Here is a 21464-nt window from a genome sequence, read left to right as displayed (position 1 = left end):
CGGCGCGCGCTCAGTCGGGCAGGGCCGCCGCGTTCGCCACCACCACCGCGAACCGGTCGGCGAGCGCGGCCAGCGTGGCCTCGTGCAGGGTGCTGGCCGGTACCACCGATCCGCCGGTCGCCGACGGCAGGTCGCGGGTCGCACAGGCCGAAGCGACCACCGTCGAGAACAGCCGGTGGTCGATGGCCGAGCGCACGCTGGCGCTGACACACAGGTGCGTCATGAAACCGGCGACGACGAGCTGTCTGGTGCCGGTCTGTGCGAGGCGCGGCATCAGTTCCGTCCCGGCGAAGGCATTGGGCAGCGATTTGTCGACCACCGTCTCGCCGTCGCGTGGAGCCACCGCGTCGATGATCTGGCCGCCATGCGCCTCGGGATCGAAGGTCCCGCCCGGCTGGCCGCGGTGGCGGACATGCACGACCGGGCGGCCCAGCTTCCGCGCCCGGGCGATCAGCCTTGCGATCTCGTCGACCGCGGCATCGATGCCGTGAAGCCTGAGCCGGCCATCGAGATACTCGTTCTGCGCATCGATCACCAGCAGCGCGGCCTGCGACAGCGGCGTCGGTCCGGGATTTGCGCCGGACATCGCCAGAAGAGTTTGCGGAGCAGCCATGGGGTTTCCTCCCGCTGCGATCGGAACCCGGCCTGAGCCGGTCGCCGAGCTCTACTCGAAGTCGAGCCCGAGATCGAGCACAGGGGCCGAATGGGTCAGCGCCCCGACCGATACGAGATCGACGCCGGTCGCCGCGATCGACCGCACGGTGTCGAGCGTGACGCCGCCCGAGGCCTCGGTCACGGCGCGGCCGCGGCAGCGGCCGACCGCCTCGGCCAGCATTGCCAGATCCATGTTGTCGAGCAGAACAACGTCGGCGCCTGCGCCGAGCGCGGCGTCGAGCTCGTCCAGATCCGTCACCTCGACCTCGATCCTGACCATGTGGCCGACATGGCGCTTCGCCGCGCCGACCGCCGCCGCCACGCCGCCGGCTGCGGCGATGTGGTTGTCCTTGATGAGCACGGCGTCGTAAAGACCGAAGCGGTGATTGTGGCCGCCGCCTGCGCGCACGGCGTATTTCTGCAGCGCCCTCAGGCCCGGCACGGTCTTGCGGGTGCATACGATGCGCGCGCCGGTGCCCTCGACGGCATCGACGAAGCGGCGGGTCAGCGTGGCGACACCCGACAGCAGGCCGAGGAAGTTGAGCGCCACCCTCTCGGCGCCGAGCATTCCGCGTGCCGGCCCCTCGAGGCGCGCGACGACGGTGCCGGCCTCGATCAGCGTGCCGTCCGCGTGCACCGGCTCGAACAGGATCGCCGGGTCGACCTGCGCGAAGGCCTCCGCAGCGACCGCGAGACCCGCCACGACGCCGGGCTGGCGTGCTGCGATCACGCCGCGCGCCATCGCCCCCGCCGGGATCGTCGCGGCCGTCGTGATGTCGCCGGCGAGTCCGAAGTCCTCGGCGAGTGCGGCCGCGACGGCGTCGGCGACGAGGCCGGCGGGCAGCGGCGCCAGATCCTGGGTATCAGGCATGGGCGGGCTCATTGCAGGTCAGACGGCGCACCGCCCGCTCGGCGGTGGCGAGGGTGAAGATGTTGCGACGCGCCAGTGCCGGGTCGGTGTCCGGAAAGTCGGAGCGGAAATGCGCGCCGCGACTTTCCTGGCGCACCAGCGCCGCATAGGCGACGAGTCGCGCCGCGGTGATCATGTTGCGGAATCCGTGCGATGGGCCGCCGCTGCGCTCCAGGTCGGCGATCTCGGCCAGGGCTGCCGCGAGCCCGGCACCGTCGCGCACGACGCCGACCAGCTGCGACATGGTCTGCCGCAGCCGGGCGACCGCTGCCGCCTCGCCGAACAGGTCGGGCTGCGCGGCCTGCGACAGGATCGCGGGCGCAGGCATCGGCATCGGGGACGGAAACACGGTGCGTACATCCTCGGCGATGCGGTGGGCGAACACGACCGCCTCGAGCAGCGAGTTCGAGGCAAGCCGGTTGGCCCCGTGCGCGCCGGTCGAGGCGACCTCGCCGCAGGCCCACAGCCCATCGATGCTGGTGCGGCCACGCGCGTCTGTCAGGACGCCGCCCATGTGATAATGCGCCGCCGGCGCCACCGGGATCGGTTGCTGGACCGGGTCGATGCCGGCCTCTCTGCAGGTCTCGTAGACCTTGGGGAACTCGACGGGAAAGCGTGCGCCGACCGCCGTACGGCAATCGAGGAAGGCGCCACGTCCGGCCGCGATCTCGGCGAATACGGCGCGGGCGACGATATCGCGCGGGGCAAGCTCCGCTGCCGGATGGACCGTGCGCATGAAGCGCTCTCCGGCGCCGTTGAGGAGGATCGCCCCCTCGCCGCGCAGGGCCTCGGTGGCGAGCGGGGCGGGGTCGCGGCCGATGGCGATCGCGGTCGGATGGAACTGCACGAACTCCGTGTCGGCGACGAGCGCGCCGGCCCGCGCAGCTATGGCGAGGCCCTGGCCGCGCGCCTCGCGTGGATTGGTGGTGATCGCGTAGAGCGCGCCGATGCCGCCCGAGGCGAGCACCACCGCGCGCGCAGCGAGGCGGATCTCGCCCGGTCCATCGACATCGTCGCCGGCGATCGCGACCAACCCGGCGACGCGGCCGCCCTCCAGGATCAGTTCCTCGGCCGTGTAGCCCTCGACCAGCCGGATCGTGGGGGTCCGCCGGACGGCAGCGACGAGCGCCGCCATGATCTCCTTGCCGGCAAGATCGCCGCGCACCCGCACCACACGTCGCGCGCCGTGGGCGGCCTCGCGCGACAGCACCAGATGGCCCTCGAGGTCGCGGTCGAAGGGAACGCCGAAGGCAAGCAGGTCGCGGACCCGGTCCGGACCCTCGCGGGTCATCGACAAGGCGATCCGTTCATCGACGAGACCCGCTCCTGCCGCGACGGTGTCGGCGGTGTGCTTCTCCGGGGTGTCACCGTCCGAGACGGCGGCGGCGATGCCGCCCTGCGCCCAGGCGGAAGACGCCCCCTCGCCGATCGGTGCGGCGGTGATCAGCGTCACGGGACGGGGCGCGAGCTTGAGCGCACAGAACAGTCCCGCCAGCCCTCCGCCGACGATCACGACATCGTCGGAAACGGCATGGAGCCGATTGCTGGAGGACTCAGGCATCGGCCGGATTCCCTTCAGTCCTTCCGGCTGACGCAAGCGGCGCGTGCTTGGCTCCGGGAGCGGTGATGGCCGTCCGATCCCGGATCGGCGCTCGCGCGGCGTGCCGAAGGACGCGGGCAGGGGGAGACGGGCGAGCCATCGGTGGACGTGCCTCTGGCTGGGAATCGGGGCGGCTCGAGATCGGGGCGGGGCTGCAGGGGCGCTCGCCGCCGCTCAGCTCTTCAGGTTGATCATCCGCTCGACCGAGCGGCGCGCTCGGGCGGCGATGGCCGGGTCTATGACGACCTCCTCGGTCATGCTGACGAGCGAGTCGAGGATCTTCGGCAGGGTGATCCGCTTCATGTGCGGGCACAGGTTGCACGGCCTGACGAACTTCACGTCCGGCGTCTCGGCGGCGACATTGTCGGCCATCGAGCACTCGGTGACCATGACGACACGGGCCGGATGCTCGCGCTTCACCCAGTCGATCATCCTAGCCGTCGATCCGGTGAAGTCGGCCTCGGCCAGCACGTCCGGCGGGCACTCGGGATGGGCGATGATACGGATCGATGGATCCGCCTCGCGATAGGCGCGCAATTCGGCGCCGGTGAAACGCTCGTGCACCTCGCAGTGGCCCTTCCAGGCGATGATCTCGACGTCCGTCTGGGTCTGCACGTATTTCGCCAGGTACTCGTCGGGCAGGAAGATCACCCGCGGCGCACCGAGCGACTCGACCACCTGTACCGCATTCGAGGAGGTGCAGCAGATGTCGACCTCCGCCTTCACATCGGCCGATGTATTGACATAGGCGACCACCGGCACGCCCGGATAGGCCTCGCGCAGCGCACGCACGTCGGCCCCGGTGATCGAGGCGGCCAGCGAGCAGCCGGCGTCCATGTCCGGGATCAGCACGGTCTTGTCGGGATTGAGCAGCTTCGAGGTCTCGGCCATGAAGTGGACGCCGCACTGCACGATCACTTCGGCGTCGGTCTTCGTTGCCTCGATGGCGAGCTGCAGCGAATCGCCCACCACGTCGGCGACGCAATGGAAGATCTCCGGCGTCATGTAGTTGTGTGCCAGGATGACCGCGTTGCGCTCGGCCTTGAGCTGGTTGATGGCGTGCACATAGGGCGCGTGGAACGGCCACTCGACCGGCGGGATGATCGTGGCGACGCGCGCATAGAGCGGCGCGGTCGCGCGGGCGATCTCATCGGTATAGGCGAGCGGGGGCATCGGCAGTCTGCCGTGCCGCCGCGCCGCCTCGCCGCGCGGGCGGGCCAGCGTACCCCGCAATTCTGCCGCCGTCCTGGTCATGTCGCGCCTCCTTATACTCGATAAGAGTATAACCCTTCCCCGAAAAAATCCCGGACGGTTGATTCCGGGTCCGGGCCTTATGTTCAGCACGAATATAAGGGAAGCCGGAAGGGCTTTCCAGTCGCTTCCAGCGGGTCAGCCATGCTGCAGGCGTGGAGCTGTGGTCCAGTCCGACCCGCTTCCGGGCGTCTGCCGCGCCGGTTCACTCCGGCGTGAAGCTGAACGAGGTGATGATGACCTCGACGTCGCGGCCGTCCGAGGGGGGATTGCCACGGTAGGCCCACAGGTTGATGTGCAGGGGCATCGGCTGCTGCGCGATGCGCGCCGGCGCGTCCCTCGGCACAAAACGCCAGCGCGCGATCGTGCGGCCCGGGTCCGTGCCGTGGCCGCGCCACGAGGTGAAGACGACCTTGTCGGCGCTCCAGTGATAGACATGGGTCGTCCGCACCGCATTCGCAGGCATGCGGAACCGGCGTGTCGTGTAGTCGAGTGCCGCATCGGCCGGCCAGACCGTATAGTTGCCGACAGGCCCCGAGCGCCTGCCCCAGCGGGCAAACTCGATGTCGATCTCATGCGTCGCGTCCGGGCCGACATCGGAGGTGGGATAGTGGAACAGGCCCAGCACGACGTTGCGGTCGAGTCTGTCGACATTGGTTTCGATGCGGAACTCGTAGCGTCCGAAACCGAACCGCTGCCGGGTGTAGACCTCCGCCGCATACCACTCGCCGCCGCGGCGGGCGAGCTTCAGGTGCAGCCGCCCCTGTTCGTCGACCCACGCATTGCGCGCCGACCAGTTGTTCGGGCCCGGCCCGCCGACGCCCGCCGGGCGCACCACGAAGTCATGGCCGGAGAAGCGCAGCGTCTTCGCCTGCGCGCCAGGCATCGCCCCGGTGAGAAACGCGAGGGCGGCAAGACAGGCGAGCGGGAAAACGCGCATGACGGAGGATCCGGAGCGAGGGTCTTCGACACGAGAGCAGCATCGACCCGGTTGTCGGCCCGTTAACGGGGCCGGGTGTTACCCGCCGAGCCTGACCGAAACGGTGCCGAGGGGGCCGAAATCGCCCGAAACGATGGAGCCCGGCTGAGCGGGGACGACGCCGAGACAGGTGCCGGTCGAGACCCACTGCCCGGCAACGAGGCCGCGCCGCCGCGCCGCCAGCGCGTTGGCGAGCCAGGCCAGCGCCTCGAGTGGATGGCCGAGCACGTTGCGGCCGAAGCCCGCATTGGTCTGTCGCCCATCGACAAGGCCGAGCACCTCGGTGTCGGCAAGGTCGGCCTCGCGCCAGCCGACGATGGCCGGGCCGTGGACGAAGCCGGCGTTGAGCGCGAAATCGGCGACCGCCGGGGTGAAGCCCGGAAAGCCGCTGCCGGCCGTGCGCCGGGCGATGATCTCCAGGGCCGGATGACAGCTTTCGACGAGATCGCCGATCGACTGCCGGTTCCAGCCGCCGCGACCGGCCGGCTGGTCGCGCCCGATCCTGAACGCGAACTCGCATTCGACCCCGAGCAGGCCGGGGGAGGGGGCGAGCGTTCCGCCGCTTGCCGTGATCTGGAACGCGAACATCGGGCCGAAGAAGGGGCCGTTGCAGCCGATGATCGCCTGCGCGTCGGGACTGGTCGCACCGATCTTCCAGCCGGCGACCGGTTCGCCGATCGCTGCGGCGGCGCGGTCGCTGATCCGCTCGGCCGTCTCGAGATCGGCCGGCGGCCATCCGGCATCCGGTAGCGGGATCAACCGCCCGCCGCGCCGCGCCGACGCGAGCCGCGCTGCGATGTCGTCGATCGTTGCGTCGTCCATCCGATCCTCCCTGACGCCCTCGGCGTTCCCGCCTCTGCCCGGCAATTCGCGATACCGACACCACCACCGGATGATTTGGATGCATATGCATCAAAGTCGCTGATGGCTGCCATAACCAATTTGCATTACAGTTATTGCCTGCGGCCGCCTAGTCTCTCCGGCTGATCCTGCCCGGCTGCGATGCGAGGCCCGCTCATGACCGTCCAGCACGCCCGACTTCCCGACTGGCTCGCCCCGACCGTCATTGTCGTCTGCGGCTGTCTGATCTCGGCGATCGCCTTCGGACCCCGATCGGCGATGGGGCTGTTCCTGACGCCGCTGTCGGAGGCACGCGGCTGGAGTCGCGAGGTGTTCGCGCTGGCGCTGGCGATCCAGAACCTGGTCTGGGGCTTTGGCCAGCCGCTGCTTGGTGCCGTTGCCGATCGCTGGGGCGAGGCGCGGGTGATGGTGCTGGGCGCTGTGCTCTATGCCGGTGGGCTGGCGCTGACCGCTTATACGGAGTCGCAGTTCGTGCTGATGCTGGCCTCCGGCATACTCGTCGGTCTCGGCATCGCCGGCTGCGCCTTCGCGCTGGTCATCTCGGCCTTCAGCAAGCTGCTGCCGGCCGAGAGCCGGTCGTGGGCGTTCGGAATCGGCATGGCGTCCGGCTCGCTCGGCCAGTTCATCTTCGCGCCGATCGGCATGGCGTTCCTGGCGAGCTTCGGCTGGCAGACGGCCCTTTATCTGTTCGCGCTGATGCTGCTCGCGGTTCCGTTCCTGGCGATCGGTCTGCGCGCACCGGCGCGAGGCCCTGCGCTGGCGGGGTCGCAGACCTTCGGCCAGGCGCTCGGCGAAGCATTCGGACACCGCAGCTACATCCTGCTGGTGTCCGGCTTCTTCGTCTGCGGCTTCCAGGTCGCGTTCATCACCGTCCACATGCCGTCCTATCTCAACGATATCGGCCTTGACGCCAGCTACGGTGCCTGGTCGCTGGCGGTGATCGGCCTGTTCAACGTGATCGGCGCCTATTCGGCCGGCGTTCTCGGCGGGCGGCTGTCGAAACGCTGGATCCTGTGCTGGATCTACTTCCTCCGTTCGGCAGTGATCGCCGCGTTCATCCTGCTTCCGGTATCGCCGGCAAGCGTCATGATCTTCTCGGCCGCCATCGGCCTTCTGTGGCTGTCCACGGTTCCGCCGACCTCGGGGCTGGTGGCGCTGATGTTCGGGCCGAAATACATGGGCACTCTGTTCGGCTTCGTCTTCCTCTCGCACCAGGTCGGCTCGTTCCTCGGTATCTGGCTGGGCGGCGTCTTCTACGCGGCCTACGGCAACTACGACATGTTCTGGTGGCTTGCGATCCTCGCCGGCCTGTTCGCCGCGGCCGTGCACTACCCGATCCGCGAGGTCCCCGTGGCGCGGCTGCAGCCGGCTCGGTGAGCCTGCGCCGCCGGGCGCAGCGGTCCCCGGACAGTGGATCGGGCAGGCCGGCCTTGCCGCTCGCCCCTCCCGCGGGCTACTAGTCGCGCGTATGACAGGGAGGGACTCGTTCCATGGCTGACAGGTTTCCGGCGATCCTCATCCAGAAGGACGACGACAGGGGGCAGAGGGTCGAGACGGTGGCCCTCGCCCTCGACGACCTGATGGAGGGGGACGTCGTCATCCGCGTCTCGCATTCGACGATCAACTACAAGGACGGGCTGGCGATCACCGGCGCCGCGCCGGTCGTGCGCCGCTGGCCGATGATCCCCGGCATCGATTTCGCCGGCGTCGTCGAGAGTTCGGACAATCCCGAGTTCAAGCCGGGCGACCAGGTGGTGCTCAACGGCTGGGGTGTCGGCGAAACCCATTACGGCGGCTATGCCGGCAAGGCGCGGGTCAAGGGCGACTGGCTGATCCACCTCCCCGCGGGGCTGACCGCCGCCCAGGCGATGGCGATCGGCACCGCCGGCTACACCGCCATGCTGTCCGTGCTTGCGCTGGAGCGCCAGGGAGTGACGGCGGAGCGCGGGCCGGTGGTGGTCACCGGCGCGGCCGGCGGTGTCGGATCGGTGGCGATCGCGATCCTCTCCAAGCTCGGCTACCATGTCGTCGCCGCGACCGGCCGGCTCGGCGAGGCCGATTACCTCAAGGGGCTCGGAGCGGCCGAAGTGATCGATCGCCAGGAACTGGCCGGAAAGCCGCGTCCGCTCAACAAGGAGCGCTTTGCCGGTGGCATTGATGCGGTCGGCTCGACCACGCTGGCGAATATCCTGTCGATGACCCGCTACGGCGGTTCGGTTGCCGCGTGTGGCCTTGCCGGTGGCATGGACCTGCCGACCTCGGTTGCCCCCTTCATCCTGCGCGGGGTGAGCCTGATCGGCATCGATTCGGTGATGGCCCCGAAGGCGCGCCGCATCGAGGCCTACGACCGGCTCGTGCGCGATCTCGATCAGGCGAAGCTTGCCGCGATGACGCGGACGATACCGCTCGCCGAAGTCGTGGCCGTCGCCCCGGACATCCTCGCCGGCAAGGTGCGCGGGCGCATCGTCGTCGAGGTCGGAGGCTAGACCGGGTCCGGGGCCGTTCAAGCCGGGTCTAGTCCGGGCGTGCGACACTGCGACAGGCCGGATAGCCGGTCGCAGCCGTGCGGCCTTCGGCAGGTGGGGCCGCCGGTGCGCCTCCTGCAAGGCCGCCTGCGCCGCGGCCATCAGGCGCCCTTCATCGGGAAGATCATGCAGGTTTCCGAGCCGTGCGCGTAGAGCCGGCCGTCAGCGCCGCGCAGGCTTGCCTCGGAGGTGGCGATGCGGGCGCCGCGGTGGACGATCCGCCCCTCGCAGACGACCTCGCCGGTGTCGGGCAGCAGCGGCCGCACCAGGTTCACCTTGAATTCGATCGTCGTGTAGGCCTCGCCCACCTTCAGCGTGGTGTGCACGGCGCAGCCGAGCGCCGAGTCGAGCAGCGTCGCTGCCCAGCCGCCATGCACCGTACCAAGCGGATTGAGATGGTCGAAGCCAGGCAGACCGGCGAACAGCGCGCGCCCCGGCTCGACCTCACGCAACATGAAGCCGAGCGTCCGGGCGATCGGCGGGGCGGGAAACGTGCCGGCGATCACTGCCTCGAGCTGGCTGAGCCCGTCCATGTCCCTGATCCGCGCCAACGGCAGCACGCCGATCTCGCCGGACGGATACGGGCGGCTGCCAGGGTTCATCTCGGACATCTGCGACTCCCGGATTCGCCGCGATGGACAGGATAATTAGATGCATATACAATGATCATATGAATGACAAGTCTGCGCCTCCGCCGCACCCGCTCGCCGACCTGCATTGCACCTGCTACCGGCTGCGCAAGGCGACGCGGCGCGTCACCGCCATGTACGACGAGGCGCTGGCGCCGGTCGGGATGACAGTGACGCAATTCTCGATCCTTGCCATGGTCGCCCTCACCGGACCGCGGCCCATGTCGACGCTCGCCGACGCGCTCGGCATGGAGCCCTCGACGCTGACCCGGACGCTGAAGCCGCTCATCGAGCGCGGCGACCTCGTGGTCGAGCCGGGCGAGGACCGGCGGGTGAAGAACGTCGCGATCACTGATGCCGGAAAGCACGCGGCAGGTCTTGCGGTTCCCTACTGGCGCGAGGCCCAGCGACGGGTCGAGCGGGCGCTCGGCGGCGAGGTGGCGCAACTGCACGCCCTCCTGCGCAAGGTGTCGGCGGTCGCGCGGGCCGTCGAGCCCGGCAGCGCCGACAGTCCGCCGGCCGACAAGGTCGGCCGTTGAGTCGGATTTCGGTGACCGATCGCTTCATCCGGCACAGCCGCCGTTACCCCTGCCATCGTCCCCTCCGTCACCCGCGGGGGCCGAACCTCAGGCCCGGCGAGGGGCGCTCCAGCACCGCCTCGCGGCGGAAGCGGAACAGACGCGCGGGCCTGCCTCCCGTCGAGGTGTGATAGCCGCCGGTCGGCTCGACCAGGGCGGTCTGCTCGACCAGACGGCGGAAGTTCTGCTTGTGCAGATGGGTGCCGGCCAGCGCCTCGACCGTGCGCTGCAACTCCGTGAGGGTGAAGGTTGGCGGCATCAGTTCGAACACCACCGGCCGGTACTTCAGCTTGCCGCGCAACCGGCCTATCGCCGTGGCCAGGATGCGCCGGTGATCGAAGCGCATCGGCCGGCCGAGCGGCGGCAGGTTGCCGCGGCGCAGGGCCGCCTCGCGTCCATCAGACAGGGCCTCGGCCAGAAGCCCTGCCGAATAGAGCAGCTCGTAGCGCTCGAGCACCCGTTCGTCGTCCCACCGTGCGCCGTCGAGGCCGAACGAGATCAGCAGCCGCGTGCGGCGGTCAGGCCCTCGCTGCGCCTCGGACGGATGGGCAGGCTCCGCCGCCCAGCATTCGAGCGCCGGCAGGATCACCTCGTCGAGCACCGCCGGGCGGCCGTCGCGCCAGTCCTCCCAGGGCAGATAGGCATACCAGTCCTCGAAGCGCGCCGCCTGCGCATGAAAATCCTCGGGCAGGCGGGTCAGCGCCAGGTAGCCGACCGAGACCACGTGCGGGCCGGTATCGCCCGGCATGGCGTGGCGGCCGCGGTCGCCGAACGTGTAGAGCTGCTCGACATAGCCGAGCTTGAGCGCGGTCTGTTCGCTGACCCAGGCTCGCAATCCGATCTCCAGTGTCCGGTGGGCAAGCGGATCGAATGGACCGAAGGGGAGCGCATCGCGCCGCTCGATTGCATCGCCGGGCACCACCAGGATCAGCGGTCGTTCAGCCTCGACGGTGACGATGGCGGCATTGAGGCCGATCTCGATCGGCGTGCGCGCGGGCAGAGGCCCGGTGGATGGCGCTTTGGCGCGCGAGGAGGGCGCGCCGGTGCTGCTCATGCGCTGCCCGGCAGCTGGCGCGGGGCGAACGGGGCGGCCGCAGCCGTCTCGCGCGGGCCGATGTGCAGGGCGAACGGCACACCCTCGTAGGCGAAGGCGCCGCGCCCGATCGCCGCAACCGCGGCGTTCATCCGTCCGCCACGGCCGAGCAGCCGGTCGGCGATCGCAACCAGTCGGGCGTTGGGCGTGGCGGTTGGCGAACTGGCGCGGATCTCGGCGGCGATCTCGGCCTCGTCGAGCCGCGGATTGAGCGCGCAGGCACCGATGAAGGCGGCCGCCGTCGAGCGGCTGATGCCGGCGAAGCAATGCACCACCATCGGCTGGTTGCGATCCCAGCGCTCGATGAAATCGAGATAGTTGGCGACATGCGTCTCGTTGGGCGGCATCATGCCGTCCTGCGGCTCGACGATGTCATGCATCGCCAGGAACAGATGCCGCTCCGGCAAAATCGCTGGAGGACGTACCACCTCGGTCCCTTCGGTGATCAGCGTGACCAGATGCGAGGCGTCCGTCTCCTCCACCACCGAGGCGAGGCGGGCGAGCGAGCAGACATGGATCGCAGGCATGGATGTGTTTCCCGACCGACGACATTTGGCCTCGGGCCGGGTGCCCGAAGCCTGCCACATGGCCCAATATGGGCGGAGTCTCCGTTGCCTTCCAGAGCGGCGCGGCCGCATCGGCGGGGCGGCTCGCCTCACGATCCCGCGCCCGCCCCGCGATCTCGCCCACGCTGCGCCACGCTGTCATGCGTCGCGCTTGGGCGGCGGGACAGCGCCGGCACGGCCTCAGACCGCCGCGTCGAGGCTCTCCACCGTCCGGATCGCGCCGTCGAGTGCGATGCCGTCCTCGTCGATCAGCGCGGCCTGCCTCAGGCGACGTAGCCAGTCGGCAGCGTCGGGGCGGCCCTCGATGAGTGGCAGCGTCGCGAGGACCCGCTCGAATTTCGAGGTCCCCCGCGCATGGGTGTCCGAATAGCCCTTTACCAGCCGGCGGGTGTTGATGATTTCCACCGCCAGATCGTAGTCGCGGCCGATCCGGTCGAGCGCAAGCCCAAGCCACGCCGCAATGTGGTCCATCTCGCGGGCATGGCGCAAGGTGCTGCGGCGCATCCGCCTCATCCCCGCCAGGGCATAGAGCGGCAGGAACCAGCGGATCGTGCCGGTGCGCACGCGCCGGCCGCGGTTGACGAGGCGGTTAAGCGCGGCGAACAGGCGTGGCCGCGCCTCGATCCATTCGCCGAGCCGGCGCGGCAGCGTACCGGCGACTTCCTCCATGCGCGGATGCATGAATTCCGTCGTGTAGACGATCTGATCCTCGCCTACGCCGACCTCGGCCTTGACCCGCGCGAAGCGGCTCGCGCGCGTCTTGAGATCGGCGACGCGGATCACGTCGTCATAGGCCATGGCGACGGCAAGATACTTGGCGGCGGCGAGCGTGAAGCGGAATCCGCCCGCGTCGCCGCCGGCGGCGGCGTCGGCGATGCGGATGGCGGCGAGCCGATCGAGATACTCGTCCGCATAGGCGGGATCCTGCCAGTCGACCAACCGGCGCACGCCCGCGAAGACCATCGGATGCAGGGCGTCGGGAAATTCCCTGCGGATCCTATCGACCAGCCGGTCGAGCTCCGGGTGACCCGAGGAAGCCTCCGGCAGCCCCGGCAGCTCCTTGTCGACGCCGCGCCGCAGCGGCTCGGAGGGTTTCGACACGGCCCGGTCGTAGGCGTCCGCAAATGTCCTCAGACTGGCCTCGATCCCCTTTCCGCCGGCTCGGATCACCGCCTCGTAGGCATCGCGCGGGAATGGCAGCGCGCCGGACGCGGCGAGCGCGCCGAACATCGCCGCGGAGATCATGCTGCCATGCTTCTCGGCGAGCGCCTGCATGTCGAAGGCGATGACACGCCTGGCGGCGACGCCGGCGGCATCCGACACGACGAGGGGGTCGCCGGTGCCGTCGCCCGGCTTTTCCTTCTCGGCCACCGCATAGGCGCGGTGGGTGGAGGTGATCAGCGTGGTCCGCTCCGGCGTGACGAGGCCGCGCAGGATCGACCGGCCACCCTCCATCAGCTCCGCCGTGAGCACGATGTCGACGTCACCCGGTGTCGGCATCAGCGCGAGGATCGGTGGCCGGCCGTCCTTTGGTGGCATCGTCTCGATGTAATAGATCGTTGCGCCGGTGCGCTGCGCGACGCCGGGGACCGAGGTCGACTGGGCGTACCAGCCGACGGACTCGGCCGTCGCCACGATCCAGTCGGCCAGCACGCCGCCACCCTGCCCGCCCATGGCGAGGATTGCCACGGTGATGGGGCGTGTCGGGGCGAGGCGGCTCGTATGCGGGTCGTGCGAGATCATGGTGCTCGGCGTTTCAGGCGAAGGCGACGCGGCGCCGGTCGCGGCGGCGCTGCAGGGCGCCGATCACCCGCTGGCGCAGCCACGCCATCAACCGGTCGAGGCGGCCGGGATTGTGGATCACGTCGGCCCGATAGAAGGATGGGCACAGGACGGCGGCTTCCGCCACCTCGCCGCAATTCCCGCAGCCGACGCAGGAGGAGTCGATTGCCGCGACCGGGTCGTCCTTCAGCGGGTCGCTCGTGTGCTTCACCGACAGCGACGGGCAGCCGGACAGGCGGATGCAGGCATGATCGCCGGTGCAGACGTCCTCATCGACGCCGAAGCGCTGTTTGACGACCCGATGGCCTCCGGCGATCGCCTTGGCAATCTGCGGCCTCACGCGGCGCTGCTTGTTCAGCATGCATTCCGAGGAGGCGACGATGACCTTCGGCCCCCCTTCCGATGTGGTCAACGCCTCGCGCAGCGTGTCGCGCATCTTCGCGACGTCGTAGGTCCGGTCGATCTGCCGCACCCACTTCACCCCGATGCCCTTCACCGCATCGACGATCGAGTTGTTGGTCGCCCGCCGGGCGTTCCGGGCGCGCGAGGAGGGAATGTCCTGGCCACCGGTCGCCGCCGAATAGAAGTTGTCGATGATCATGATGACGCCGTCATGCTTGTTGAACACGGCATTGCCGACGCTCGAGGCAAGCCCGTTGTGCCAGAACCCGCCGTCGCCCATCACCGAGATCACGCGCTTGTCGGCCGGCACGTTCAGCGCCGAGGCCGATGCCGGACCAAGTCCGTACCCCATCGTCGTGGCGCCAATGTTGAACGGCGGCAGGATCGAGAACAGGTGGCAGCCGATGTCGGCAGCGACGTGGTGCGGACCGAGCTCCTTTTCGACCAGCTTCATCGCCGCGAAGATCGGCCGCTCCGGACAGCCGGTGCAAAAGCCCGGCGGCCGCGGCGGCACGACCTCGGCAAGTGCCTTCACCCTGGGGTCGGCGAGCACGGGGCTCGGGTCCGGCAGCGGCGGCTGGTTGCCGAGCATCGGCCGCGCATGGGTCTCGATGAACCGGCGCACCCCTGCCAGCATCACCTGGGCCGTGTACTCTCCTGCCATCGGCAAGACGTCCTTGCCGCAGATGACGGTATTGATGTCGCGGCGCCTCAGGATCGTGTTGAGCGCCTGCTCGAGATAGTCGGGTTGGCCCTCCTCGACCATCAGCACGGCCCGCTTGCCGGCGCAGAACGCTGCCACCTCGTCCTCGATGACCGGGTAGGTTACGTTCATGACATAGAGCGGGACGGCGGTTTCGCCGTAGGCATCGGCGAGGCCGAGCAGTTGCAGCGCCCGCATCACGCCATTGTACATGCCGCCCTGCAGGATGATGCCGATCTCGCCGTCGGCGGGGCCGAAGTGCTCGTTCAGCCTGCGTGACTTGATGAATTCGACGGCGGCCGGCCAACGCCGCTCGATCTTCTCCTTCTCGTGCAGGAACGAGGCCGGCGGCAGCACGATGCGCCCGACATCCCGCTTCGGGCTCTCCAGCGCCTCCTTCAGCGTGAACCGCGGGCGCTTGTTGTCCTTGGCGATGAAGCGGCCGTGCACATGGCAGCAGCGGATCCGCACTTCCAGCATCACCGGCGTGTTGGACGCCTCCGACAGCTCGAACCCCTCCTCGACGCAGCGCACGATCGTCTCGAGGTTGGGTCTGGGATCGAGAAGCCAGATCTGCGACTTCATCGCGAAGGCGTGGCTGCGCTCCTGCATGATCGAGGACCCCTCGCCATAGTCCTCCCCGACGATGATCAGGGCACCTCCCGTGACGCCGCCGGAGGCGAGGTTGGCGAGCGCATCGGAGGCGACATTGGTGCCGACGGTGGACTTGAAGGTGACCGCGCCGCGCACCGGATACATCACCGATGCCGACAGCGTGGCGGCCGCCGCTGCTTCCGAAGCCGAGGATTCGAAGCGCACGCCGAGCTCGTCGAGCACATCCCGGGCGTCCGCCAGAACGTCCATCAGATGCGAGATCGGCGCTCCCTGGTAGCCGGCCACATAGGCCACGCCCGACTGCAGCAGCGCCTTGGTGATCGCTAGGATGCCCTCGCCGCGGAACTCCTCTCCGGCGCCGAGCTTGAGATCCTGGACCTCGCGCGCGAACGATCTCTCCGCCATGTCCTCCTCCATCCCGCCCGCTCGCCCATCCGCTCGCGCCGGGCGGATGCCGCTCCGCGCGGCAACCGCGCGGGGGCAACGAGTATCGCGCCCTGTCCGATAAATGCAATTCCATATTTATCCGGTCCCACCCGAGAGTCGAGGACTCGCCCGTCGGCGACGCAGCGAACACCCATCTTTCGCTGCAGTGCATCATCTCTGGTCAGCGTAATGCGAGACGGGGCAATTCGCGAGACCAGGATGTCACGACAGCCTATTGCGAAGTTTTATGCGGATGCATAGGCTATCGCACAGGTGCGGTCCGTGGCCGCGAGGTCCGAAGCTGCCGGGACGCGGCTCCGACCGGCGGTCGATCCGTGCGGTCGCGCGCTCGGCGGTTCGGGGGTTCCACCCCGGCGGCGGCCTCACACCGGGGAACGAGGGAGAGAGAAGGATGTTCAACTTCACACGTCGCCAGGCGCTGCTCGCCGGTGCGGCCGGCCTCATCGCCGGGACGCTGCCGCTGTCGCGCCTGTCATTCGCCCAGTCGGGCGACACGCTGACCATCGCCTACAACGTCAACCTGCCGTCCTTCGATCCGACCGTCGGGGTCTCGGCGGTCAATCCGACCATCCAGGCGATCTACCGGTCGATCTTCGACCAGTATATCGGACAGAAGCCCGACCTGTCCTTCGAGCCGGGCCTGCTCACCGACTGGGGCTGGAACGACGACAAGACCCAGATCTGGATGGATGTGCGCGAGGGCGTGAAGTGGCATGACGGCTCGGATTTCGGGCCGCAGGACGTCGTCTGGTCGCTCGAGCGCGCCGGCCGCGAGGACAGCGGCAACCCGATCCAGTTCATCTGGTCGACCATCGGAAACTTCCAGGTCGATGGCAACCGTATCACGGCGGACGTGCTGCGCTTCGAGCCGACCATCTTCATGTGGATGGCCTTCCTGACCGGCTATGTGCTGCCCAAGGCCTATTACGAGAAGGTCGGCGCCGAAGGTTTCGAGCGCCATCCCGTCGGCACCGGGCCGTACATGTTCGATGCCTACGAGGGCAATGCCTTCCTGCGCCTGAAGGCGAACCCCCACTACTGGGGCAGCAAGCCGGACTTCGAGACGGTCGTCTTCAAGTTCGTGCCGGATGCGACCACCCGTGTCGCGGAGATCGAGAGCGGCTCCTCCGACATCACGCTCGAGATTCCCTACGAGGAGTATGATCGCCTCGTCGCCAAGGACGGGCTCGACGGCGTGACGACGCCGGTTTCCGACATCGCCATGCTGTTCATCAACAATGTCGGGCCGATGCTCGACAGGAACGTCCGTCTCGCCGCCCATCACGCCATCGACAAGCAGGCGATCGTCGATCGGCTGCTGAGCGGCTACGGCGTGCCGATCGACACGCTCGAGGCGCCCCAGTATGCGGCCTTCGACGAGACCATCAAGGTCGGTTACGACCCGGACAAGGCGAAGGCGCTGCTCGCCGCCAGCGGCTACTCGCCGGAGAACCCGGTGAAGTTCACGATCCAGACGACGCGCGGCTTCAAGCCGAAGGATTACGAGATGATCCAGGCGATCGTCGGCATGTGGCGCCGGGTCGGCATCGAGGCCGAGATCGAGGTCTACGAGGTGGCCAAGCATTTCGAGCTGCGTGCCGCCGACCAGCTGGCGCCGGTTGCCTTCTACAACTGGGGCAACGCCATCGGCGATCCGACCACATCGACCGGCTTCGCGATGTTCGGCCCGTCGCCGCACTCGGTCTGGGACACCGACGATCTCGATGCCAAGATCGGCCCGCTCTGGGGCGAGAAGGACGAGGCGAAGCGCATCCAGGGCTGGAAGGACGTGTCCCGCTACATCGCCGAGAACGGCTACGTCATCCCGCTGATCCAGTACGTCCAGCCGATCGTCTTCCGCGAGGGCCTCAAGGTGACGCCGAACGTCTCCGGCGCGCTGCAGCCGACGCTGGTCAGGAAGGGCTGAAGCGGACGCAACGGCGGGCGATCCGCCCCGCCTCGACTGTCCCGGTCATCCCGGAGGCCGCAACGCGGCTTCCGGGATCGGGACGTGAGAACGGCTACCTCATCCCGATCCCGGTTGGGCCCATTGACCGTCCGGGACGAGGCGGGAGAAGCTGTCGAGGGAGGTGATGGTCGGGTCCGCCGCCGATGCGGCTTCGGTTGTCTCGGCCATTCCTTGGCGTTTACTCCCCGAAGGATCCCGAGCGAGACCCGTGACTGCGACGGACGTCCTCAACCGCCTCATGATCGCCATTGTGACGCTATTTGGCGTCGCGGTGATCGTCTTCGTGCTGATCCGTGTCGTGCCGGGCGATCCGATCGCGATGATGATCGCCCCCGGCGCCTCCGCCGACGACATTGCGGCGCTGCGCGCCCGCTATGGCCTCGACGCCTCGATCCCGGTCCAGTTCGGCCTCTGGCTACAGGGGGTGGTGGCCGGTGATTTCGGCACCTCCATCTCGATGCGCCGGCCGGCGCTCGAGATCGTCGCCAGCCGGCTGCCGGCGACGATCGAGCTGGCGGTGCTGGCGATCACGGTGGCGGTGCTCGGCGGAAGCGCGGTGGCGATCGCCTCGACGCTGTTGCGGCGAAGCCGGCTCTCCGGACTGTTCGACGGGATCAACAGCCTGTTCATCTCCATCCCCGATTTCATCTGGGCCTTCGTGCTTGTGCTGCTGTTCGGCTTTGCGCTGCCGGTCTTGCCGCTGACGGGCCGCATCGACCCGTCGATCCAGGTGCCCTTCACCACGCGCTTCTACCTGTCCGAGGCGGTTCTCACCGGGAACCTTGCCATTGCCCGCGACGTGCTCGCCCACATGCTGATGCCGACACTTGCGCTGGCGCTGCCGCTCGCCGCCGTTATCGGTCGGGTGCTGCGCCAGTCGCTGAATGAGGCGATGGTGCAGGACTATGTGACGCTCGCCCGCATCAAGGGTCATTCCGAGCTGCGGCTGGTGCTGCAGGAGGCGCTGCGCAACGCCGTCGGACCGACGCTGGCGCTGACCGGGGTGCAGTTCACCTTTCTCGTCGGTGGCACCGTCATCGTCGAGCGGATCTTCGCCTATCCGGGCGTCGGCAACCTTGCCATCGACGCGGTGATCAACCGCGACTTCCCGCTCATCCAGTGCATCGTGCTGACCTTCGGTCTGATCTTCATCGTGGTGAACATCGTCGTCGACATGCTGGCGGTGGCCCTCAATCCGAGGCTGCGGCATGGTTGAGGCAGCCGCCGTACCCGGCGCCGTGCCGGCCCGCCGCCGCGCCGTGCTGCGCCGATTGCTGCACGATGCCAAGGTCGTCGTCGGCGGCGGGTTCATCCTGCTGCTGGCGCTCCTGGCGCTGCTGGCGCCATGGATCGCCCCGCACGATCCGCTTGCGCAGGATCTGATGTTCGGTCGCCTGCCGCCCTGGGGTTTCGCGGGTGCCGAACCCGGCTACTGGCTTGGGACCGATGCGCTCGGCCGCGACGTGCTCTCGCGGTTGATCTATGGCGCGCGCATTGCCCTGCTCGTGGCCTTCGTCGCCGCCTCACTGGCTGCAATCCTGGGGACCCTGCTCGGCCTGATCGCCGGCTGGTACGGGCGGCATGCCGACATGGTGGTGTCGCGCCTCGTCGATGTCTGGATGGCGTTCCCGCCGGTGTTGCTGTCGATCCTGCTTGTCGCCGTGCTCGGCTCCGGCGTCCTCACCGTCATCGTCGCCATCGTGGTCATCGACTGGACGCGCTTCTGCCGCGTCGTGCGCGCCGAAACCATGGCGCAGGCGCGGATGGATTACGTCACCGCGGCGCGCACCATCGGCTTCGGGCGTGGCGCCATCCTGTTCCGCGAGATCCTGCCCAATGTCGCGCCGGTGCTGATCGCGCTGGTGACGCTGGAGATGGGGATCGCCGTGATCGTCGAGGCGATCCTGTCCTTCGTCGGACTGTCGGTGTCCTCCGACACGCCGACCTGGGGCGGCATGATCGCGGAAGGGCGCCAGATCGTTCATCACGCCTGGTGGGTGCTGGTCGCGCCTCTGACTCTGCTCTGTCTGACCGTGATCGCCTTCAACCAGCTCGGTGACGGGCTGACCCGCAGCCTCGACCCGGTGATGCGCCGATGACCGCGCCGCTGCTGCAGATCGCAGGATTGTCGGCTTCCTCGCTGCGCGACGGCGAGCGAATCCTGCGCGACGTTTCCCTCGTCATGCAGCCCGGCCAGGTGCACGGGCTGGTCGGCGAATCGGGCGCCGGCAAGTCGACGATCGCCAAGGCGATCCTCGGTATCCTGCCGTCCGGCGTGCGCATCGACGGCGGCGCGATCCTGTTCCGGGGGCGCGACCTCGTGACGATGCCGCGCCGCGAATTCCGTGCGCTGCTCGGCGAAGAGCTCGCCCTCATTCCGCAGGATCCGTTGACCGCCCTCAACCCCGGCCGCCGGATCGCTGCCCAGCTCACCGACGGCCTTCGCCTGAAGAGCGGCCTGTCGCGGCGCGAGGCCGAGGAGAGGGCACTGGCGCTGCTCGAGGAGGTGCATATCCGAGATCCCGAGCGGGTGATGCGGGTCTATCCGCACGAACTGTCCGGCGGCATGCGCCAGCGGGTGCTGATCGCCGCCGCCTTCGCGCTCGACCCGAAGCTGGTCATCGCCGACGAGCCGACCACCGCGCTCGACGTCACCGTTCAGAAGCAGATCCTGCGTCTGATCCGCGCCATGCAGGCCCGCCACGGCACGGCCATCGTCTTCGTCACCCACGATCTCGGGGTCGTCGCGCAGATCTGCGACCACGTCACCGTGCTCTACATGGGCAAGGTGATCGAGCAGCGTCCGACCGCCGAGCTGCTGCGCGACCCGCGCGCCGCCTATACCCGGGCGCTGATCGACGCCAATCCGCGCTACGACCGGCCGGGCGCGGACTTCCATCCGATCCCGCCCGAACTGATCGCGAGCCTGCGGGCCGAGATTCTCGCCGGCGACGGCCCGGCCCAGGGGAGAGCTGCATGAGCGCCCCGCTGGTCGCCGCGCGCGGGCTGGTCGTCGCCTATGGCGGCGGTGGCGGGCTGTTCGCGCGCCGGCGCCTCGGTGTTCCGGTGCTCAGGGGTGTCGATTTCGCCGTCCACCGAGGCGAGACCGTTGGTGTCGTGGGTGAATCCGGATCCGGCAAGAGCACGCTCGGTCGGGCACTGCTCGGGCTGGTCAGGCCGGTGGCGGGAACTGTCTCCTTCGACGGCATCGACCTGCTCGGGCTCGACGAGGCCGGCTGGCGGCCGCTGCGCCGGCGCATGCAGATGATCTTCCAGGACCCGATGTCCTCGCTCAATCCGCGTCACACGATCGGACGGATCCTCGCCGAACCGGCGCTGCTGCACGGCCTCGCCCCGGACCGCCACACGGCGGAGCGGATCGCAGGCGACGTCCTCGACCGCGTCGGGCTGCCGGCCGCCGCGATCGACCGCTATCCCCACGAACTGTCGGGCGGCCAGCGCCAACGGGTCGGCATAGCAAGGGCCGTCGTGCTGAGACCGGATTTCGTGCTGGCGGACGAGATCGTCTCTGGTCTCGACGTCTCCACCCAGGCGCAGGTGCTGACCATCCTCAAGGGGCTGACCGCGGAGATGGGCCTGGCGATGGCGTTCATCAGCCACGATCTTTCCGTCGTCCGCGCGCTCTGCGATCGGGTCTACGTGATGCGGGCGGGGATCGTCGAGGAGGAAGGGACATCGGAGGCCCTGTTCCGCACCCCGAAATCCGCCTACACGCGCATGCTCATCGACGCGATTCCGCTGCCCGACCCTGATCCGGGCTGGCTCGAGCGTGGAGCCGTGTCCGAGGACGCCGCCTGACGACCGTGCGGGACGGTGGCTGGTCAGCCACCCGGGGGGTGATCGGTGCGATCGAGACCCGGCCTTGCCGCGCCACCGGCG

General features: G+C 68.9%; 19 protein-coding genes. 8 read left to right on the top strand and 11 right to left on the bottom strand.

Translation table 11 applies throughout. From position 1 onward, the window contains the following. Window positions 1-10: 10 nt before the first annotated feature. The 6 genes from EDC22_RS12415 to EDC22_RS12390 form a co-directional block, all read right to left on the bottom strand. A complete protein-coding gene (locus EDC22_RS12415) occupies window positions 11-613 on the bottom strand; it encodes a cysteine hydrolase family protein (RefSeq protein WP_132806988.1) in 603 nt (200 codons plus the stop codon). A 51-nt stretch (window positions 614-664) separates the two neighbouring features. Beyond that, window positions 665-1525, bottom strand: a complete 861-nt coding sequence (gene nadC / locus EDC22_RS12410; RefSeq protein WP_132806987.1) for a carboxylating nicotinate-nucleotide diphosphorylase — start codon at window positions 1523-1525, stop codon at window positions 665-667. Then, on the bottom strand, window positions 1518-3125 hold the full coding sequence (locus EDC22_RS12405; protein WP_132806986.1) for an L-aspartate oxidase: 1608 nt from the start codon (window positions 3123-3125) through the stop codon (window positions 1518-1520). The genes nadC and EDC22_RS12405 overlap by 8 nt, the downstream gene beginning before the upstream one ends. A 213-nt stretch (window positions 3126-3338) precedes the next feature. Next, complete coding sequence (gene nadA / locus EDC22_RS12400) at window positions 3339-4418, bottom strand: quinolinate synthase NadA (protein ID WP_132806985.1); 1080 nt, start codon at window positions 4416-4418, stop codon at window positions 3339-3341. Between the two features lie 202 nt (window positions 4419-4620). Further along, window positions 4621-5355, bottom strand: a complete 735-nt coding sequence (locus EDC22_RS12395) for a glycoside hydrolase family 16 protein (RefSeq protein WP_132806984.1) — start codon at window positions 5353-5355, stop codon at window positions 4621-4623. Window positions 5356-5433: 78 nt separating this feature from the next. Then, window positions 5434-6216, bottom strand: a complete 783-nt coding sequence (locus tag EDC22_RS12390) for a 2-keto-4-pentenoate hydratase (protein WP_132806983.1) — start codon at window positions 6214-6216, stop codon at window positions 5434-5436. A 195-nt stretch (window positions 6217-6411) separates the two neighbouring features. Between EDC22_RS12390 and EDC22_RS12385 the strand changes: the two genes are divergently transcribed. Together EDC22_RS12385 and acuI are read left to right on the top strand one after the other, a co-directional pair. Further along, complete coding sequence (locus tag EDC22_RS12385; protein WP_245499744.1) at window positions 6412-7632, top strand: MFS transporter; 1221 nt, start codon at window positions 6412-6414, stop codon at window positions 7630-7632. Between the two features lie 113 nt (window positions 7633-7745). Then, window positions 7746-8741, top strand: a complete 996-nt coding sequence (acuI, locus tag EDC22_RS12380; RefSeq protein WP_132806981.1) for an acrylyl-CoA reductase (NADPH) — start codon at window positions 7746-7748, stop codon at window positions 8739-8741. Between the two features lie 140 nt (window positions 8742-8881). On the opposite strand, the gene EDC22_RS12375 is transcribed toward acuI, so the two are convergent. After that, window positions 8882-9391 (bottom strand): PaaI family thioesterase, encoded by a 510-nt coding sequence (locus EDC22_RS12375; RefSeq protein ID WP_132806980.1) that lies wholly within the window; start codon window positions 9389-9391, stop codon window positions 8882-8884. A gap of 59 nt (window positions 9392-9450) precedes the next feature. Here EDC22_RS12375 and EDC22_RS12370 point away from each other — a divergent pair, with 59 nt between their 5' ends. Then, a complete protein-coding gene (locus EDC22_RS12370) occupies window positions 9451-9948 on the top strand; it encodes a MarR family winged helix-turn-helix transcriptional regulator (RefSeq protein ID WP_165926891.1) in 498 nt (165 codons plus the stop codon). Between the two features lie 67 nt (window positions 9949-10015). Here EDC22_RS12370 and EDC22_RS12365 read toward each other — a convergent pair whose 3' ends face one another. The 4 genes from EDC22_RS12365 to EDC22_RS12350 form a co-directional block, all read right to left on the bottom strand. After that, window positions 10016-11041, bottom strand: coding sequence for an NUDIX hydrolase (locus EDC22_RS12365; RefSeq protein ID WP_245499743.1), 1026 nt, complete (start codon window positions 11039-11041; stop codon window positions 10016-10018). Continuing rightward, window positions 11038-11607 (bottom strand): tyrosine phosphatase family protein, encoded by a 570-nt coding sequence (locus EDC22_RS12360; protein ID WP_132806978.1) that lies wholly within the window; start codon window positions 11605-11607, stop codon window positions 11038-11040. Before EDC22_RS12360 ends, EDC22_RS12365 begins: the two co-directional genes overlap by 4 nt. A 219-nt stretch (window positions 11608-11826) precedes the next feature. Continuing rightward, on the bottom strand, window positions 11827-13389 hold the full coding sequence (locus EDC22_RS12355) for an indolepyruvate oxidoreductase subunit beta family protein (protein ID WP_132806977.1): 1563 nt from the start codon (window positions 13387-13389) through the stop codon (window positions 11827-11829). A gap of 13 nt (window positions 13390-13402) precedes the next feature. After that, window positions 13403-15553: a thiamine pyrophosphate-dependent enzyme gene (locus EDC22_RS12350; protein ID WP_132806976.1), complete on the bottom strand. Its 2151-nt coding sequence runs from the start codon at window positions 15551-15553 to the stop codon at window positions 13403-13405. Between the two features lie 433 nt (window positions 15554-15986). Between EDC22_RS12350 and EDC22_RS12345 the strand changes: the two genes are divergently transcribed. The 5 genes from EDC22_RS12345 (at window position 15987) to EDC22_RS12325 (ending at window position 21383) form a co-directional block, all read left to right on the top strand. Then, complete coding sequence (locus EDC22_RS12345) at window positions 15987-17522, top strand: ABC transporter substrate-binding protein (protein ID WP_132806975.1); 1536 nt, start codon at window positions 15987-15989, stop codon at window positions 17520-17522. 250 nt (window positions 17523-17772) lie between these two features. Then, window positions 17773-18780: an ABC transporter permease gene (locus EDC22_RS12340; RefSeq protein WP_281048291.1), complete on the top strand. Its 1008-nt coding sequence runs from the start codon at window positions 17773-17775 to the stop codon at window positions 18778-18780. Further along, complete coding sequence (locus EDC22_RS12335) at window positions 18773-19663, top strand: ABC transporter permease (RefSeq protein WP_132806973.1); 891 nt, start codon at window positions 18773-18775, stop codon at window positions 19661-19663. The genes EDC22_RS12340 and EDC22_RS12335 overlap by 8 nt, the downstream gene beginning before the upstream one ends. Further along, window positions 19660-20544, top strand: a complete 885-nt coding sequence (locus EDC22_RS12330) for an ABC transporter ATP-binding protein (RefSeq protein WP_132806972.1) — start codon at window positions 19660-19662, stop codon at window positions 20542-20544. The genes EDC22_RS12335 and EDC22_RS12330 overlap by 4 nt, the downstream gene beginning before the upstream one ends. Then, window positions 20541-21383 (top strand): ATP-binding cassette domain-containing protein, encoded by an 843-nt coding sequence (locus EDC22_RS12325; RefSeq protein ID WP_132806971.1) that lies wholly within the window; start codon window positions 20541-20543, stop codon window positions 21381-21383. Before EDC22_RS12330 ends, EDC22_RS12325 begins: the two co-directional genes overlap by 4 nt. The last annotated feature ends 81 nt before the right edge of the window (window positions 21384-21464 follow it).

Origin of the sequence: Tepidamorphus gemmatus (genome assembly GCF_004346195.1) — a bacterium.
GTDB lineage: Bacteria > Pseudomonadota > Alphaproteobacteria > Rhizobiales > Tepidamorphaceae > Tepidamorphus > Tepidamorphus gemmatus.
Note: the sequence above shows the minus strand (reverse complement) of the source record. Positions and strands in the feature narration are given on the sequence as shown.